The organism is Nocardia sp. NPDC050799 (genome assembly GCF_040654015.1).
Classification (GTDB): domain Bacteria; phylum Actinomycetota; class Actinomycetes; order Mycobacteriales; family Mycobacteriaceae; genus Nocardia.
Genome location: NZ_JBFAHF010000008.1, coordinates 73,240 through 90,435 on the forward strand (window position 1 = coordinate 73,240; position 17,196 = coordinate 90,435).

Genomic DNA, 17,196 nt, shown 5'->3' on the forward strand with positions numbered 1-17,196 from the left:
GGCGACGGTCAGCGCCGGAAGAGCTTGTTACCGAGCCAGACGATCGGATCGTATTTCCGGTCGGCGACGCGCTCCTTCATCGGTATCAGCGCATTGTCCGTAATCTTGATATTTTCCGGGCATACCTCGGTGCAGCATTTGGTGATGTTGCAGTAGCCGAGCCCGTGCTCCTCCTGCGCGGCGTCCCGGCGATCGGCCACATCCAGCGGATGCATCTCCAGCTCCGCGATCCGCATGAGATACCGCGGGCCGGCGAACGCCTCTTTGTTCTCGTCGTGATCGCGCACCACATGGCAGGTGTTCTGGCACAGGAAGCATTCGATGCATTTGCGGAACTCCTGCGAGCGCTGCACATCCACCTGCTGCATCCGGTACTGCCCGGGCTCCAGATCCGGCGGCGGTGTGAACGACGGGATCTCGCGGGCCTTCTTATAGTTGTAAGAAACATCGGTCACCAGGTCGCGAACCACCGGGAAGGTGCGCAGCGGTGTCACAGTGACAACATCTTCCGGCGTGAAGGTGGACATCCGGGTCATGCAGAGCAGCCGCGGCTTGCCGTTCACCTCGGCCGAGCACGAACCACACTTGCCCGCCTTGCAATTCCAGCGGACGGCGAGGTCGGGCGCCTGGGTCGCCTGCAGGCGGTGGATGATGTCGAGAACCACTTCGCCCTCGTTCACCGCCACCGTGAAATCCCGTAGTTCTCCACCTTCGGTATCGCCGCGCCATACGCGGAACCGGGCGTCGTAACTCATTCGCTCACGCCTCCTTGCTGTCCGATACGCGGTTTTCGGGCGTAGACCCTGCCGCGGTGCCGTCCACCGCGGCCGGATGGGTCGCGAGTTCGGCTGGGGTGTAATACTTTTCCAACTCGCCGAAATCGAAGAGGGCGAGTAGTTCGTCACGCATCGGCAGCTGATCCTGCACGGTTACCGAGATATCGGGGACGGCTCCGACTCCGGCTCCGTCCGTGGCACAGACGAGTAGTCTGTTGCGCCACTGCGGGTCCATACCCGGGTGGTCGTCGCGGGTGTGCCCGCCGCGGCTCTCGGTGCGCAACAGCGCGGCCTGCGCCACACACTGGCTGACCAGCAGCATGTTCCGCATATCGAGGGCGAGATGCCAGCCCGGGTTGAACTGCCGGTGCCCCTCGATCGTGACGTGCGCGAACCGTTCCCGCAGCGCCTCGAGCCGGGAAATCGCCTCCCGAACCTCGGGTTCCTTGCGGATGATGCCCACCAAATCGTTCATGGTCTGCTGCAGATCGGTGTGCAGGGTGTACGGGTTCTCCCCGGACGCACCCGCCGGGGGATCGAACGGGGCGAGCGCGGACTGGGCCGCGGTCGCGATATCGGCGTCGGCCACTGCCGGTCGCCCGGCGAGTCCTTCGACGTAGTCGGCCGCCCCCAGTCCTGCCCGCCGGCCGAAGACCAGCAGGTCCGACAGGGAATTGCCGCCGAGCCGGTTGGATCCGTGCATTCCGCCCGAGCATTCACCGGCGGCGAAGAGACCCGGTACGTGCGCCGCGCCGGTATCCGGATCGACTTCGATTCCGCCCATCACGTAATGACAGGTGGGTCCGACCTCCATCGGTTCCTTGGTGATGTCCACATCGGCCAGTTCCTTGAACTGGTGGTGCATCGACGGCAACCGGCGGACGATCTCCTCCGGAGTGAGCCGCGAGGCGATATCCAGGTAGACCCCGCCGTGTTCGGTACCCCGGCCGGCCTTGACCTCTTCGTTGATGGCGCGGGCCACTTCGTCGCGGGGCAGCAGATCAGGGGTGCGGCGTGCCGAATCGTTGTCGCGCAACCACTGATCGGCCTCTTCCTCGCTCTCGGCGTACTGCCCTTTGAAGACCGCCGGAATGTAATCGAACATGAACCGTTTGCCGTCGGCGTTCTTCAGAACGCCGCCGTCACCGCGGACGCCCTCGGTGACGAGGATGCCTTTCACGCTCGGCGGCCACACCATGCCGGTGGGATGGAACTGCAGGAACTCCATATTGATCAGCCGGGCGCCGGCCCGCAGCGCCAGGGCGTGGCCGTCACCGGTGTACTCCCAGGAGTTCGAGGTCACCTTGTAGGACTTGCCGATTCCGCCCGTGGCCAGGATGACCGCGGGGGTCTCGAACAGGATGAAGCGGCCGGATTCGCGCCAGTAACCGAAGGCGCCGCTGATCCGGTCACCGTCCTTGAGCAGATCCGTGATGGTGCATTCGGCGAAAACCTTGATCCGTGACTCGTAGTCACCGGTCTGCGCGTAGTCCTCCTGCTGCAGCGAGACGATCTTCTGCTGCATGGTGCGGATCAGTTCGAGCCCCGTACGGTCGCCCACATGCGCCAGCCGCGGGTAGGTGTGCCCACCGAAGTTGCGCTGGCTGATCCGGCCGTCGGCGGTCCGGTCGAACAGGGCGCCGTAGGTCTCCAACTCCCAGACGCGGTCGGGGGCCTCCCGGGCGTGCAGTTCGGCCATCCGCCAGTTGTTCAGGAATTTGCCGCCGCGCATGGTGTCGCGAAAATGGGTCTCCCAGGTGTCCTTCTCGTTGGCGTTGCCCATCGCCGCCGCGCAGCCGCCCTCGGCCATCACGGTATGGGCCTTACCGAACAGCGATTTGCACACCACTGCCACCGAGAGGCCGTGTTCCCGGGCTTCGATCACCGCGCGTAGTCCGGCGCCGCCGGCCCCGATCACCACGACGTCGTAGGTGTGCCGCTCCACTTCGGGCATAGCCGTGCAAACTCCTCAGTCGATGATGCGAAGATCGGAAATCGTGCCGCTGGCAACCAACATCACGTAGAAGTCGGTGAGTACGAGGGTGCCCAGCGTGGTCCAGGCGAGCTGCATATGCCTGGTGTTGAGCGTGGAGACCTGTGTCCAGAACCAGTACCGCACCGGATGTGCGGAGAAGTGTTTGAGCCGTCCGCCCGCGATATGCCGGCAGGAATGGCAGGACAGGGTGTAGGCCCACAGCAGGATCACATTGCCGGTGATGATCAGGCTGCCCAGACCCATCCCGAAGCCGCCGGTTTTACCGTGGTAGGCGATCACCGCGTCGTAGGTGTTGATCAGCGAGATGAGCACCGCGACATAGAAGAAGTAGCGGTGGGCGTTCTGGATGATCAGCGGCAGCCGGGTCTCCCCGGTGTACTTCGCATGGGGTTCGGCGACCGCGCAGGCCGGCGGTGAGAACCACACCGACCGGTAGTAGGCCTTGCGGTAGTAGTAGCAGGTGAGCCGGAACCCGAGCAGGAACGGCAGCACCAGGAACCCGAGCGGCAGGAATATCGGCAGGTCGCCGAACGGGGTACCGAAGTGACTCGCGCCCTCGACGCACGAGGTGCTCAGGCAGGGGGAGTAGAACGGCGTCAGATAGTGGTAGTCGGGTACCCAATACGCCGTGCGCACAAAGGATCTGATGGTCGCATAGACGACGAAAGCGGCCAGTCCGATCACCGTGATCAGCGGCGGTAGCCACCACCGATCCGTGCGTAGGGTCCGGGTGGTGATCCGGGCCCGGGTCCTACTGAATACGCCTGTACCCGCTTCGGGAGCGGTTGTGGTCGTTGTGGCACTCACTGGTCGATGCCTCGCTGATCGGCGGTGCGGGTGGTCATGGGTACCTCCGCGATCGAATGTGATGCTGAGCACCATACGCCCGGCCCGCTATCGAATGAGCAGGGTCTGCGGAATCTCGATGCGCTCGGGGGTGGGTGATTTGCGCCACATTTACTGACGATCTTGCTCGGGTGAACACATCGCAAACGAAGGCGGCCGGTCGCCTGTGCGGCGACCGGCCGTCCGAAGATCATCGGCTTGCGGCCCGATGTCCGGTGTTCGGTTATCCGGCGGTGAACCCCGGCCGGTTACTGGGTGCGCGGCCGCGAGTGGAAGCCGAGGCCCTCATCCTGGGCGCCCATCCACGCCGATTCGTCGGATTTGCTGTCCGGGACGTAGATGGGTTCCTGTCCGCGGCGGGCCGCCACCTGCGGTGGCGGGCTCTTCTCCAGTTCATCGGCATCGATGCAGAGCCGTTCCAGGTCGTTCTCCAGCCGGCGCACGGAGCCGGCATCTCCATAATGGGTGCGCAGCACCCCGATGGAGTGGCGAAGCTGGTTTACGGCGTATCGGAGTTCCGCGATGTCGCTACGTGTCATGGATACCTCCTGAGTTGCTAACCGGTCGCGGTGTCGAACGCCGCCCGGACTGCGCCGGCCGTCCGGCGTGCTTGTGACCGACCACACAAGGTGATCTACAACACAGTACGGCAAAATCCCGATTCCGGCTCGTCCGATGATCAAGATCGGGTTTCGGTTGGGAGCCGGTGTGTACAACTCGGCCAGGAGCCGGTGCGGCGCTCTGCGGGCGTATACGGCTGTCTAGCTGCTTGGCGAGAGTTACGTATACAACGCTCGATCTCGGGTCGATGGTTGTATGGGCAGCTCTGGTCGGCACGCTGGAGAGCGGCATAAGGATTCGGCCAAGGGCGGTATCGGACTATCTACGTCTCTCTAAGGAATCTTCTAGCGGGTCCGATAGATCGCTAGCGCGGCCCGTCAGGTGGTGACGCTGCGCAGGTAGCGCCCGAAATGCGGGACGGTGAATCCGATGGTGCCGCGCTCCGCGGAGTAGATGAGGCCCTTCTTGATCAGTCCGTCGCGGGCCGGGGACAGCGAGGCGGGCTTGCGGCCCAGTTCGGCAGCCACCGCCGACGTGGCGACCGGCCCGTCGTCACCGGACAGGTCGGCCATCGCGCGCATGTATTCGCGTTCGGCCGGGGTCGCCCGTTCGTACCGGGAGCCGAAGAACCCGACCGCCAGCTCCTCTTCGGCGGTCGGCGCCGCCACCTCGACATCCTCGGCGGTGACCGGGCTGCCCGGCGCCTGGTCCCAGGTCGCCTTGCCGTAGGCCTGCACGAAATACGGATACCCGTCGGCTTTGCGGTAGAGCGCGGTGAGCGCCTCGTCGGAGAATTTCACGTCCTCGCGCTCGGCCGGCGCGATCAGCGCGCGGTCGGCCGACTCCCGGTCCAGCCGGTCGATGCGGTGATAGCTGAACAGGCGTTCGGAATAGCTCTTGGACGCCGAGAGCACCGCCGGCAGATGCGGTAGACCCGCCCCCACCACGATCAACGGCGCGGTGTCCTGGCTGAGCTCGTGGCAGGCACCGCAGATGGCCGAGATATCGGCCGGACCCAGATCCTGCATCTCGTCGATGAAGACGGCGATACCCGCGCCGACATCCTGGGCCAGCGCCGCGGCCTCCATCAACAGTTCCACCAGGTCGATCTCGATATCGCCGGAGTCGGCGCGGCCGGTGACGGCCGGTACGTCGATACCCGGCTGCCATCGCTCCCGCATACCCCTGTCCGCCGTCGCACGCAGCGCGAACGCTTTGAGGATGCCCAGGAAATCGTCGATTCGTTCCTGGTTGTGGTGTGTTTTGGCGATGGCCCGCGCGGCCGTGTGCAGCGCCGAGGACAACGGCCGGCGCAATTCCTGGTCCGGGCGGGCCTCTATCTTGCCGGTACCCCAGCCCCGGGAGACCGCGGCCGAGCGCAACTGGTTGAGCAGTACCGTCTTCCCCACACCGCGCAGCCCGGTGAGCATCACGCTGCGCTCCGGACGCCCCCGGGCGATCCGTTCGAGGACGACATCGAACGCGTCGAGCTGTTTGCCGCGTCCGGCGAGTTCCGGTGGACGCTGACCAGCGCCGGGCGCATACGGGTTCCGCACGGGGTCCATACCCTCACACCGTAGCGAACCGATCGGAAAATCTGTCCCTATCTATGCCGAGTTCTAGAGAGGCCCGGCGGGTGTCCGGCGTTCCGCGGCCGCCGCGCCGTGGCACCGGGTGAGGGCCGGGCGGACACGCCCGGACGAGACCTCCGCGTGACCTGTCGCCGAACCGAAAAACACTGGCGCGCCGGTGCTTTTACACATGAACTCCCTGTTGGCGCGAAAAGGACACGCGTTCGGCTGGACAACACCCGGGCGGCATCGTAACCTTCTTGTGACTTAGTGGAGTCGAGTCGTTTCGTAAGTGAGGCGGCGCCATTTGGTCACCGCCGCAGCCGGCCGCCGCGAATCGAGTAGGACGCGCGACCGGAGCGACGGGAGAGCACGAGGATCGGAGACGTAGCTCGGTGGGTAAGCACAGCTTGCAGCGAGAATCCAAGCTGCCTAATTCTGTCAAGGGCGCGCTGGTCATGGGCACGCTGGCCGCGACTACGGGCACGATGCCCGCGATCGCCTCGGCCGCGACGACCACGATCGACGTTCCCGGTATCGGCAAGTTCGACGTCGAAGTGCCGGATCAGTTCGCCAACCAGGCGGATCAGCTCAACCAGCAGCTGAACCAGGTCCTCGAGCAGGCTCCGCACGCCATGCCCGCCGCTCCCGCACTGCCCAACTTCGCGCCGCCCGCCCCGGTTCAGCAGTCCCTCGGCGATATCGCCCTCGACGCCGCCAAGACCAAGGTCGGCGCCATGTACTCCTGGGGTGCGGCCGGCCCGGCCAACTTCGACTGCTCCGGCCTGGTCCAGTGGGCGTACAAGCAGGCCGGTATCAAACTGCCGCGTACCAGCTTCGAACAGTCCCACGTGGGCGCGCCTGTGGCCTTCTCCAACCTGAAGCCCGGCGATATCGTCATCACGAATGGCGGCGGTCACGCTGGGATTTACGCAGGTGACGGCCTGCTGCTGAACGCGGTTCAGTCCGGCGAGCCGGTTACCTACACCCACCTCTCCGCTGACGATGTGGTCACCGCGCGTCGTATCATATAGCGGGTGAACCGAGCCGCTACCGAGCCGAACGACGGTAGGACCCAGGCCCGGGTCGACTCCTGGGTCTGGGCTGTCCGTTTGTTCAAAACTCGGTCGGCCGCCGCAGCCGCCTGTCGAGGCGGACATGTGCGTGTGAACGGTGTGACAGCCAAACCCGCACAACCGGTACGTCCGGGCGACGAGATCCGGATCCGGAACAGCGGTGTCGAGCGGATCGTCGTCGTGGAACGGGTGATCACAAAACGGGTAGGTGCTCCGATCGCCGCCCAATGCCTGATCGACCGCAGTCCACCGCCTCCCCCCAAGGAAGTCCTCGCGGCCCTGCCGCAACGAGACCGAGGGACCGGGCGTCCGACGAAACGGGAACGTCGCGAAACCGACCGGCTGCTCGGCCGGACCGATCACTGAACCCGCTTTCCCCGGGGCCGTTGTCCATCTGCTCGCTGAACGGTAGATCCGATCTCTACCGTCCGGCTCGGCCCACGTGCTCGGGTCGCGCCGGAGTTCTCAGCGCTCGCGGGTACCGGCGGCGGGCGCCGGGGCGTCGGCGGTACCCGTATATGCCCAGGGGTCGTCGATCGTCGTCCCGGCCGGTCGGGGTGCTCCGACCACCGGCGTGGAGAACACGGCGATAAAAGTGACCGGATCGGCCGCGGTGAGTTCGATGAGATGGGCTGCCGATGCCGAGATCCGGGCGAATCGGCGTGCCAGCCGGCCCGCGTCGAGTGCCGGATCCTGATCCGAATTCGGGTTCGCGCCCCCCGCGTGCGGTTCGGTGGCCGCCGAAATCGCTGCGATATCACCGGATACGGCGGCATCGACCACGGTGTCCTCGAAAACCTGTGCCGCATGGATGATTCCGCGAATGGTGCAGCCGGTCTCCCGGATATCACGCAGCGCGTTGTCCAGGTCGTGTCGGTCGGCGGTATCGCAGCGCACCACCACGATTCGCTCTTCGAACCCCTCCAGCAGCGGCGGAACCGGCCGTGGTGAACGTGTCGGTACCACCACATCGCGAGCTCCCGCGGCGAGCAGACGGCGCACCATCACCGAACCGAGGGCGCCCAGACCACCACTGACGACATAAGTTCCGGTCCGATCGATCACCATCGGCGGATCGAGGGCCACTCGCCCGGCCATGAAGCGGATAGCCCTATTGGCATCGACCACCCGCGTCCATGCGATGATATCTGTGGGTGGGGGGTCATCGGCGAGCCGAATCGATGCCAGCGTTCCGGCACCCGTGACCTCCGCCCGCAAATCCTCCCCATTCGATCGCCGGTCGGGCTCGGCCGCGGCCGTGGGTGCGGCCGACCGCGGTGAGCGGTCCGATCTCGCAGCCGTCTCACGGTCGTCGAAAGATGTTGCCGGGAAGTCCATTCCGATTCCGAACGGCCCTACACGCCGCGCGGCCGGGGCGATCGGCGAGGTGCCGTCTCCTGAAGCCGGTTGCTCCTCGAGGCCGTCGCGGTCGTTCGCCTGCCCGGCCGCTGTCGGCGCCGCCCCCAGCGCTCGTGCCGCGTGGAACTGGGCGAGACAGGTGAGGAAAGCGGTGCCCTCGTCCGCGCTGTCCGCGGCGCCGTAGGTGGTGTGCGTGAACCGCGGTATAGCCCGGACGGCCGCCGCGAGCAGGGGTCCGGGCCCGACCTCCAGGATCATTGCCATCCCGTCGTCGGCTGCGCGCCGCAGTGCCGCGTCGAGTTCCACTCGGCCGGTGAGATTTTCGGCCCAGTATCGGGCGGGCATATCGGCCGCGTCGACGACGGTGCCCGCGTACGTGCTGGAATACAGCGGTAGGCGCGGGACCGCCGGGCGGAGCGGGCCGAGGTCGTCGAGGAACCGCGGTATCGCCGCGGTCATGGCCGGGGTGTGCGCGGGATGATCCCGTGGGGTCCTGGCGGTGGTGATACCGCGGCGTTCGGCGCGGCGCACCACCACGTCCACATAGCGAGAAGTGCCGGTGACCAGTACCGACCGCGGACCGTTGACCGCGGCGACGGAAACCTTCCCCTCCAGTGGTTGCACCAGGCGGATCGCCTCGGACTCCGAAGTCAGCAGTTCGGCCGTCGCGCTCGAACCCGCCAGCCGGCCCGTCGCGCGACCGCGCGCCACCACCACTTTCGCGGCGTCGGCCAGCGGCAGCACCCCGGCGGTCACCGCCGCGGCGATCTCGCCGGGACCGTGACCGACGGCGGCATCCGGCCGGACGCCCCACGCGGTCAGCAGTTCGGCGAGTGCGACCTGGTAGACGAACAGAGCTGGTTGGATGAACTCCGCAGGTAATTGCGGCTTGACGATATTCGGGGCGGCATCGGAACCGCCGGGCGGGCGGAAGCCGTATCGGGGAGTCCAAACCCGGGGACCGCCCGCGGCGGCGACCGCGTCACCGGCCGCGGTGATCGCATCCGCGAAGACCGGATAGCGGCCGGCCAGCATGCGGCCCATTCGCTCGTGCTCCCCGCCTTCGCCCGGGAACAGGAAGAGCACTCCCTGGGGGGAGCCGATCATCGTAGTGACACTGTGGAAAGCCGGACTGCCTGGCGGCCGTGGCGAGCGGATGGCCTCACGACTCGATTATGCCGGAGGAACCCGGGTATTCGGTTTTCCGAACCTGTTGGCGCCGTGTGGCTTCCACCGTAAACGGTCTGGACCGATCGGCCGAAGGGACGTCTGCGCGGCGGCCGCGACCACCGCGCTCGCCGCAGCTCGGCGCGTGCCCACCTGATCGCGGCCGTGCCGATGCGATCTATCACCGAATGCAGCGCGCCGCCGGAGGCCGGCAGGTAGGTCGTAGTCGTGGTGGCGTGGGAATACGCGGCGCGGGGACACGGTCACATTCGGGTGATGTCGATAGGCCTGCGGTCGCCGAAACCGAACCACACAGAGCAAGGCAGAACGGTGCAGGCCGAGATCGAGGCGCGCACCGATACGGCGCCCGCGTCGACCTACGCGGCACCCGGTCGCCGGCAGATCGCGGGGGGACCCGCCCACGCTGTCTCTACTGGTTCGCGGGCCCGGCCGGTACCGTTGCCGTGTGGCCGATTTCGTGGACGGACGAACCCCCACTCTCCCGACTCTGCTGCGCTGCTGTGCGGCACTGGCCGCCACCCCGGCGCGGCTGCTGCGCCCGCGGCGGGCCGATACCGACTTCCTGGGGCGGTTGGAGTCCGCCCCGCTGCCGGCGGCCCGGGCGAGTGTGGAGTTGACCGTGCTCGTACAGGGGCGGATGTCGGCGCCGACGACCATCGTCGCGGAGGGCGTGCGCAGTCTCGGGCATCTGCCCATGGCGATGGGCGCCTATATCGTCGAGCATCCGTCGGCGCGGTTCGTCGTGGACCCGGCACTGTGCGCGCATGTGCACCGGCGGGTGCTGCCGGGGCTGCCCTTCCCGATTCCGTCGCTGGTGGCGCCGGACGAACCGGTCCTCGGACTGGCGGACGCGCTGGCCGCACACGATCTCGACCCCGTCGCCGTCGACTTCGTACTGCCCACCCACCTGCACTGGGACCATATTTCCGGAGTGCTCGAACTGCCGGATTCGGTACCGGTGCGGTTGCCGTCCGCGGAACTGAGCTGGGCGCTGCGGGGTCCGCACGCCCCGACCGGGGTGGTGCGGGGGCCGCTGGAGGGGCGGCCGCTGGAACCGCTGGAGCTCGACGGTCCGCCGGTGCTCACCTTCGCGCGCAGCCTGGATCTGTTCGGGGACGGTTCGGTGCTACTCGTGGACCTGGCCGGGCACACCCCGGGCAGTATCGGCGTACTGCTGGCCACGAGTGACGGGCGCCGGGTGCTGCTCGCCGGTGACTCGGTGTGGAACCGGCTGCAGATCGAACTGATCCGGGAGAAGGCGCCCATGCCCGGGCAATTGTTCGACGCCGACCGCGATATCGCCTTCGAGACCATCCATCGGCTGCACGCGCTACCCGACGGTATCGAGGTGGTCGCTGCCCACGACTACGACGCGGTGGCCGCGCTCGCGGCGCGCTGAACCCCCGGGCCGGAGAGTGCGGGAAGCCAGCCTTTCCCGGATGGCTTCCCGCGTTTCCTGCGTCGGATCGAATCGCCATTGGTCCGACGAGGCAACAGGGTTCCGATGCGGTGGAACCGGTCCGATCAGGCCGAAGCGACGAAACCGGCCAGCCGCGCGCTGATCAGTTCCTCGGCCTCGCCGACCATGCGACCGATGAGTTCGGCGCAGGTCGGAATGTCCTCGATCAGGCCCTGACAGAGGCCGACCGACCAGATACCGGCGTCGAGGTCGCCCTCTTCGAAAACACGCCGGCCGCGGGCACCGGACACCAGTTCGCGGACATCCTCGAACTTGCCGCCGGCCTTCTCGATTTCGACCACCTTACGGCTCACCTCGTTGTCGGCGACCCGGGCGGTGTTGTGCATGGTGCGGAAGATCAGCTTGGTATCGCGCTCGGAGTTGGCGACGATCTGCTCCTTGACCTTCCGGTCGATGGAGGACTCCTCGGTGCACAGGAACCGGGTCCCCATGTTGACGCCGTCGGCACCCAGCGCCAGCGCCGCGACCAGGCCGCGGGCGTCGGCGATACCGCCGGAGGCGATGATCGGGATGGTCAGCGCGCGGGCCGCCGCGGGGATCAGCACCAGGCCCGGTACATCGTCTTCGCCGGGGTGCCCGGCGCATTCGAAGCCGTCGATGCTGACCGCGTCCACGCCGATCTTCTGGGCTTTGAGGGCGTGCCGGACGCTGGTGCACTTGTGCACCACCTTGATCCCGGCTTCGCGGTAGGTGGGCAGGAAGGGCTCGGGGTTGCTGCCGGCGGTCTCCACGATCTTGATCCCGCTGTCCACGATCGCCCGCGCGTACTCTTCGTACGGCGGTGGGTTGATCGAGGGCAGGATGGTCAGGTTCACGCCGAACGGCTTGTCGGTGAGTTCGCGCGTGCGCTCGATCTCGCGTCGGAGGTCGTCGGGCGTGGGCTGGGTCAGTGCGGTGATGAAACCGAGCCCACCGGCGTTGGCCACGGCTGCGACGAGTTCGGCCCGGCCGACCCACATCATCCCGCCCTGCACGATCGGATGTTCGATACCGAAGGTCTCGGTGAACCTGGTCCGCAGCATCGGTGCTCTCCTCTACTTTCGCGGATAGTCCGCGTCTGCTGCATGGTGCCACGGGTGTCAGCGCCCGATCAACCCTGGAAGTGAGTCGTGATTCGCATATGTGATGGGATCTCGTGTAGCTGGGTGACATGCGGAGCAGCAGGTATCGCCCCAAATACGCGCTTCAACGAGCGCGAACTCTCTCCCTGGTCAGGTTCCTCGAGATTAACCGCTATTCGGCACCGATTTCCTTGCCGGTGCTGATGTGAATTGTTATTCTGCCGACATGTTCACACTGCGTGTGGCGCCGGACACTCCGGCGGCACGCGCGGTACCGAGAGGAGTACGTGGGATGTCCACCGGTGCGCAGGCCCTCGCCGAGCCGATCAGATCGCGTCGCAACCACTGGAACAACCAGCTCGCCACGCATGCGGTGATGCGGCCCGACGAGGTGGCGCTGCGCTTCCGCGGTGCCGACACCACGTGGCGGCAACTGCATGAACGGTCGCAGAAATTCGCCGATGCTCTCGCGCGCCGCGGCGTCGGCTTCGGCGACCGGGTGCTCATCCTGGCCCTCAACTACCCCGAATACCTGGAGGCCGTGTTCGGGATCAATGCCCTGGGCGCGATCGCGGTCCCGGTGAACTTCCGGCTCACCCCGCCCGAGGTCGCCTATATCGTCGGCGACAGCGGTGCCAAGGCCGTGGTCACCGATACCGTGCTGCAGCCGCTGGCCACCGCGGTACAGGGGCAGGCACCCGGCCTCGAGCACTGCTTCGTCATCGGCGGCAGCAGTGGTGACGGGGTCGTCGGCTTCGAGGACGCGATCGCCGAGACGGGGGATGCGCACATCCCGCTCGATATCGCCGAGGACACACCGTGCCTCATCATGTACACCTCGGGCACCACCGGCAGTCCCAAAGGCGCCGTCCTCTCCTACGGCAATATGAATTCCCAGGCGCTCACCTGTATCCGCGCGCTGCAGCTGGAGCAGGAGTCGATCGGCTTCTGCACCTCCCCGCTGTTCCATATCGCCGGTCTCGGCAGCCTGGCACCGGCCTTCCTGCTCGGCGCCAAGACGGTGCTGCACCCGCTGGGCGCCTTCAGCGCGACCGAATTCCTCGACGCCGTGGAGGCCGAACAGGCCACCTCCGCGTTCTGTGTGCCCGCCCAGTGGCAGTTGATCTGTGACGAGCCGACCGTCAAGCAGCGCAAACTCGCGCTGCGGGCGCTGAGCTGGGGTGCCGCCCCCGCCTCGGACACCGTGCTGAAAGCGATGGCCGACGCGTTCCCCGATGCCTTCAATGTCGCGGTGTTCGGGCAGACCGAGATGTCGCCGATCACCTGCGTGCTCGAAGGCAAGGACGCCATCCGCAAACTCGGTTCGGTCGGCAAGGTCATCCCCACCATCCAGGCCCGCATCGTCGACGACGAGATGAACGATGTGGCGCCCGGCGAGGTCGGTGAGATCGTCTACCGCGGCCCCACCATGATGTCGGGCTACTGGAACAAGCCGGAGGCGACCGCGGATGCGTTCGTCGGCGGGTGGTTCCACTCCGGTGACCTGGTCCGCCAGGACGACGAGGGCTTCATCTACGTCGTGGACCGGAAGAAGGACATGATCATCTCCGGTGGCGAGAACATCTACTGCGCCGAGGTGGAGAACGTCCTCTTCGCGCATCCGAAGATCCGCGAGGCCGCGGTGATCGGCAAAGCGCACGAGAAGTGGGGCGAGGTGCCGGTCGCGGTGGTCGCGCTCAACGATCCGGCCGACGATCTCACCCTCGCGGAACTGGAATCGTTCCTCAACGAGAACCTGGCCCGCTACAAGCATCCGAAAGAGCTGGTGCTCGTGGCGGAACTGCCGCGCAACGCCAGCGGCAAGGTCGTGAAAGTCGAACTGCGCAAGTTCGATTCGTAGACAACGTTTCACGTGAATCATGCGCCGGATCGGTTCCGCCGATCCGGCGCGCACCTGCGCGGGAAACTCCGGCGCGCCCGGTGGCCAGGACTTTTCCCGGGCAGTGGTGCGCCCCGGGCGCGCATGGTCGATTATCTACGCCATGTCGGATCAACATGCTGCAGTCCTCGCCCTGCACTGGCAGGTCAACGTCATTCGGCCGGAAGGGTTCTTCGGCCCGATGCTGGCCGAACCGGTGGCCGCCAGCGGAGTGGTGCAGCGGGCTGCGGACTTCCACAAACAGGCGGCGGAGCTGGGACTGCCGATCATCTGCACGCGGTTCACCGTCCCGGAAGGGGAAGGGCGGCTGGTGCGAAATACCGGGTTCATGCAGTCGGTCGGGGCGGCCCAGCACGAGTTCCGTCCGGACGCATCGGGAAGCCAACTGATCGATGAGATCGCCGGACAGGCCGACCGGATCGTCGACAACCAGAAACTGTCGGGGCTGGCCGGTAACGATCTGCCGCGCTGGCTGGCCGAGAACGATATCGACACCCTGTTCCTGACCGGTGTCGCCACCAACCTCACCGTCGAGCAGACCGCACGCCACGGCACCGACCTCGGCTTCACCGTCTACACGGTCGCCGACTGTGTGGCCGCCGCCGACCCCCAGGTACACACGGCCTCCCTCGCAAATATCGCGCTCGTCAGCGCCGGCCTCCGCACCACCGCGGACGCCTTCGACGATCTCGATTGACACGCCGTGGCCGGCGCCCGACCGGCTCCGGTGCGACTGAGCGTGTGTGGCCGGCAGTCCAGAGACCGGCGACCGTTGCGCACTGACAGTGCAGTGGGCCTCACCAGGTTGGTCGAGGTGCACGTCTGCGTGCACTTTCCGTCTGCTCCGGAGGGTCTGCACGGTCGGGGCCCGCCTCCGGTTCCGGAGCGACAGAGCGAATGAGCGAAGCGACTGAGTGGCGGAGTGGAGAACCGGGTCACAGGGCCCCGGCCCGCGCGCCGCAAGCGCGCATATGAACACAGCTCAGATCATGTTCTTCTCGGTCATCCAGCGCATCACCTGCCAGCCGCAGAACACCGGGATCCAGCAGGTGAGCACCCGGTAGAGCAGCACCGACGGTACCGCCACCGCGGCGGGGAGACCGAACGCGGCCAGACCGCCGATCAGCGCGGCCTCGACCGCGCCGACGCCGCCCGGTGTCGGCGCGGCCGAGGCCAGGGTGCCGCCGATCATCGTGACGATGGTGACGGTGACGAAGGTCGTGCCGCCGCCGAACGCCTGGACGCTGGCGAACAGCGCGAGCGACTGCCCGAGGGTCAGTGCCGCGCAGCCGATCACGATGATCACGCAGCGTTTCGGGTCGCGGGCCAGCAGCGCCAGCTCGCCGACCACCTCTTGTACCTGCGGGAGCACCGAATTGTTCAGCCAGCGCCGCAGTTTCGGCACGAACATGAAGGTGCCGACGATCCCCACCCCGACGCCGGCGATCAGATAGAGGATCGTCGGCGAGGGGACGAAATGCGACAGGTCCGCCGAGGTGCCGGCGGCCACACTGAACAGCACCAGCAGCCCGATATGCGTGCAGACCTGTACGGCCTGCTGCAGTGCCACCGCGGCCGTGGCCCGCACCGCACCGACCCCGCCCTTCTGCAGGAAGCGCACGCTCAGGGCCAGCCCACCCACGCGCGCGGGGGTGGTGGTGGCGGCGAAGGTGTTCGCGATCTGCATCAGGACCAGCGGCCAGTACTTCACCACACTGGACGCGCACGCCCACAGTGCCGCGGCCGTACCGAGGTAGGTCAGCGAGGACAGCGCCAGGCCGGCCAGGGCCCACCACCAATTGGCCTCTCTGAGCTGGGTGAAGAAGGTCGGTACCGCGCTGATGAACGGATAGGCCACGTAGACCAGGCCGATCAGCAGGACCAGCTGGATGAGGCTTTTGCGGTTGAACCGGGTGATCTGTTCGGCCTCGATCCGGTCCTCGCCGGTCTGGGTGCGGACCTCTTCGCGGGCGGCCGACACCACCGACTTCCAGTCCGGGATGGATTTACGGATCCCGCCCGGCATGGCGAATTTGGTGAGCCGGCGCGACGCGGTGAGCACGGTCTGCTCGCCGAGCACGCCGATCGCCGACCGCACCGCCGCCTCGGCGCCGAAAACCGCCGTCATCGAAACCAGTAGCTGGGCGATATCGGATTGCAGCTGCGCGTCGGAGGCGCACAGTTCCGCCGCGGTGAAACCGCCGAACAGCGCACCGCCGGGTCCGACCCGGATCTCGGCGGGCCGCAGCTCACCGTGCGCGATCCCGTGCTCGCGGAGAACCGTCAGCGCCTGCCACACTGAATCCAGCGCCGCGGTATCGGCAGGGTCCTGTTCGATCGACCGCCCGGCCGGCAGCGTATGCGCGTAGAGCATCCAGCCACGCGGCAGTCCCGCCACCGTGACCGGCCGGTGCGCAGCAAGGCCGAGTTCGGCCAGCGCGACGGCCATCAGCGCGCGATGTTCGACCGCGCGATGCATGGATCCGTGCAGCGGCGCGGTCTCGCTGGAACGGAAGGTCAGCAACCGCCACAACTGGCGCAGCGCGCTCAGCGAACGCTGATTCTTGCCGTACAGCTCGACCACCAGCGCCCGCTCGCGCTCCTCCACGGTCGCCGAGAGCAACAGCGCGCCGGGTCCCGCCGGCCGTACGACGGTGAACCGGGTGACGGTGTAGCCGCGGTGGGCCAACCGGCGCACCGCGGCGTCCAGCGGTACCTCCAGCGCGGGGGTCCCCACCAGCAGCACGATCACCGCCCCGACCAGCCAGCCGACCACCAGGCCGAACATGGCGCGGGCCGGAACCACCGTGCTGACCACCAGGTGGATCGGCGCGAAGGCCAGCAGCAGTACCCACAACCAGCGTCGCGGCCGCACCGGCAGCCACGGGCTGGAGACGGTGAGCACCGCGGCCAGCATGGCGATCCAGCGGGGGTCGTCCAGGAACTGCTGCAGGAAGGTCTTGTCGTCCAAATTCTCCGGGACCTGTAGGTGCCACTGCGGTGCCGACAACCCACTCGGTGTGATGGACAGCAGCAGTACCGCGGTGAGCCCGGCGGTGGCGTAACCGGCGAGCAGTTTCCACTGCTGTCCGAACGCCAGTTCCACCAGGATGGCGAACGGCAGGATCAGGATGGCGATCCCGTACAGCAGATACACCAGGTTCGACTGGTCGGGGTTGAGGAATCCGACGATATTGGAGACCGAACGTTCCAGCGCCAGCCATTCGGGCCGGGTGATCAGGGAGCCGGCGATGACGACGGCCACGCCGCAGGCCGCGAAGACGACACGGAGAATATCGCTGGTCCGCCGCGTGAGCGGCTGGAGGAGATTGCCCGTGACCGGGATCTCCCGCCCATCGACTCGCATGTCGTATCGGTACTT

The 17,196-nt window shown here is 67.0% G+C and carries 13 protein-coding genes; 5 read left to right on the top strand and 8 right to left on the bottom strand.

Annotation, left to right across the window (positions count from 1 at the left end):
- Positions 1 to 8 precede the first annotated feature (8 nt).
- The 5 genes from AB0H42_RS10755 to AB0H42_RS10775 form a co-directional block, all read right to left on the bottom strand.
- Positions 9 to 755 carry a succinate dehydrogenase/fumarate reductase iron-sulfur subunit gene (locus AB0H42_RS10755; protein ID WP_357053040.1) on the bottom strand — a complete coding sequence of 249 codons (747 nt, stop codon included), beginning with the start codon at positions 753 to 755 and terminating at the stop codon, positions 9 to 11.
- A 4-nt stretch (positions 756 to 759) separates the two neighbouring features.
- On the bottom strand, positions 760 to 2,730 hold the full coding sequence (locus AB0H42_RS10760; protein ID WP_357053043.1) for a fumarate reductase/succinate dehydrogenase flavoprotein subunit: 1,971 nt from the start codon (positions 2,728 to 2,730) through the stop codon (positions 760 to 762).
- A gap of 15 nt (positions 2,731 to 2,745) precedes the next feature.
- Positions 2,746 to 3,579 carry a hypothetical protein gene (locus AB0H42_RS10765; RefSeq protein WP_357053046.1) on the bottom strand — a complete coding sequence of 278 codons (834 nt, stop codon included), beginning with the start codon at positions 3,577 to 3,579 and terminating at the stop codon, positions 2,746 to 2,748.
- A 287-nt stretch (positions 3,580 to 3,866) separates the two neighbouring features.
- Entirely contained in the window at positions 3,867 to 4,157 is a 291-nt protein-coding gene (locus AB0H42_RS10770; protein ID WP_357053049.1) for a hypothetical protein, read from the bottom strand.
- Between the two features lie 399 nt (positions 4,158 to 4,556).
- On the bottom strand, positions 4,557 to 5,744 hold the full coding sequence (locus AB0H42_RS10775; RefSeq protein ID WP_357053052.1) for an ATP-binding protein: 1,188 nt from the start codon (positions 5,742 to 5,744) through the stop codon (positions 4,557 to 4,559).
- Positions 5,745 to 6,208: 464 nt separating this feature from the next.
- Here AB0H42_RS10775 and AB0H42_RS10780 point away from each other — a divergent pair, with 464 nt between their 5' ends.
- Complete coding sequence (locus AB0H42_RS10780) at positions 6,209 to 6,784, top strand: NlpC/P60 family protein (RefSeq protein ID WP_357053056.1); 576 nt, start codon at positions 6,209 to 6,211, stop codon at positions 6,782 to 6,784.
- A gap of 3 nt (positions 6,785 to 6,787) precedes the next feature.
- Positions 6,788 to 7,192 (top strand): RNA-binding S4 domain-containing protein, encoded by a 405-nt coding sequence (locus tag AB0H42_RS10785; RefSeq protein ID WP_357053058.1) that lies wholly within the window; start codon positions 6,788 to 6,790, stop codon positions 7,190 to 7,192.
- Between the two features lie 99 nt (positions 7,193 to 7,291).
- On the opposite strand, the gene AB0H42_RS10790 is transcribed toward AB0H42_RS10785, so the two are convergent.
- Positions 7,292 to 9,292, bottom strand: coding sequence for an acyltransferase domain-containing protein (locus AB0H42_RS10790; protein ID WP_357053061.1), 2,001 nt, complete (start codon positions 9,290 to 9,292; stop codon positions 7,292 to 7,294).
- 526 nt (positions 9,293 to 9,818) lie between these two features.
- Between AB0H42_RS10790 and AB0H42_RS10795 the strand changes: the two genes are divergently transcribed.
- The gene (locus AB0H42_RS10795; RefSeq protein WP_357053064.1) at positions 9,819 to 10,772 is read left to right on the top strand and encodes an MBL fold metallo-hydrolase; all 954 of its coding nucleotides are present in this window, start codon (positions 9,819 to 9,821) and stop codon (positions 10,770 to 10,772) included.
- 125 nt (positions 10,773 to 10,897) lie between these two features.
- Here AB0H42_RS10795 and AB0H42_RS10800 read toward each other — a convergent pair whose 3' ends face one another.
- Positions 10,898 to 11,875 carry a nitronate monooxygenase gene (locus AB0H42_RS10800; protein ID WP_030524523.1) on the bottom strand — a complete coding sequence of 326 codons (978 nt, stop codon included), beginning with the start codon at positions 11,873 to 11,875 and terminating at the stop codon, positions 10,898 to 10,900.
- 331 nt (positions 11,876 to 12,206) lie between these two features.
- Between AB0H42_RS10800 and fadD5 the strand changes: the two genes are divergently transcribed.
- Together fadD5 and AB0H42_RS10810 are read left to right on the top strand one after the other, a co-directional pair.
- Positions 12,207 to 13,775: a fatty-acid--CoA ligase FadD5 gene (gene fadD5, locus AB0H42_RS10805; RefSeq protein WP_357053358.1), complete on the top strand. Its 1,569-nt coding sequence runs from the start codon at positions 12,207 to 12,209 to the stop codon at positions 13,773 to 13,775.
- Positions 13,776 to 13,917: 142 nt separating this feature from the next.
- Positions 13,918 to 14,511 carry a cysteine hydrolase gene (locus AB0H42_RS10810; protein WP_357053067.1) on the top strand — a complete coding sequence of 198 codons (594 nt, stop codon included), beginning with the start codon at positions 13,918 to 13,920 and terminating at the stop codon, positions 14,509 to 14,511.
- A 285-nt stretch (positions 14,512 to 14,796) separates the two neighbouring features.
- Here AB0H42_RS10810 and AB0H42_RS10815 read toward each other — a convergent pair whose 3' ends face one another.
- A complete protein-coding gene (locus AB0H42_RS10815; protein WP_357053070.1) occupies positions 14,797 to 17,181 on the bottom strand; it encodes a lysylphosphatidylglycerol synthase transmembrane domain-containing protein in 2,385 nt (794 codons plus the stop codon).
- Positions 17,182 to 17,196: the final 15 nt, after the last annotated feature.

What these genes read in the sequence shown, in the direction of transcription:
- AB0H42_RS10800 (WP_030524523.1), bottom strand. Translation starts at nt 11,875, where the DNA reads ATGCTGCGGACCAGGTTCACCGAGACCTTCGGTATCGAACATCCGATC.
- AB0H42_RS10775 (WP_357053052.1), bottom strand. Translation starts at nt 5,744, where the DNA reads ATGGACCCCGTGCGGAACCCGTATGCGCCCGGCGCTGGTCAGCGTCCA.
- AB0H42_RS10780 (WP_357053056.1), top strand. Translation starts at nt 6,209, where the DNA reads ATGGGCACGCTGGCCGCGACTACGGGCACGATGCCCGCGATCGCCTCG.
- AB0H42_RS10790 (WP_357053061.1), bottom strand. Translation starts at nt 9,292, where the DNA reads ATGATCGGCTCCCCCCAGGGAGTGCTCTTCCTGTTCCCGGGCGAAGGC.
- AB0H42_RS10755 (WP_357053040.1), bottom strand. Translation starts at nt 755, where the DNA reads ATGAGTTACGACGCCCGGTTCCGCGTATGGCGCGGCGATACCGAAGGT.
- fadD5 (WP_357053358.1), top strand. Translation starts at nt 12,207, where the DNA reads ATGTCCACCGGTGCGCAGGCCCTCGCCGAGCCGATCAGATCGCGTCGC.
- AB0H42_RS10760 (WP_357053043.1), bottom strand. Translation starts at nt 2,730, where the DNA reads ATGCCCGAAGTGGAGCGGCACACCTACGACGTCGTGGTGATCGGGGCC.
- AB0H42_RS10815 (WP_357053070.1), bottom strand. Translation starts at nt 17,181, where the DNA reads ATGCGAGTCGATGGGCGGGAGATCCCGGTCACGGGCAATCTCCTCCAG.
- AB0H42_RS10810 (WP_357053067.1), top strand. Translation starts at nt 13,918, where the DNA reads ATGTCGGATCAACATGCTGCAGTCCTCGCCCTGCACTGGCAGGTCAAC.
- AB0H42_RS10770 (WP_357053049.1), bottom strand. Translation starts at nt 4,157, where the DNA reads ATGACACGTAGCGACATCGCGGAACTCCGATACGCCGTAAACCAGCTT.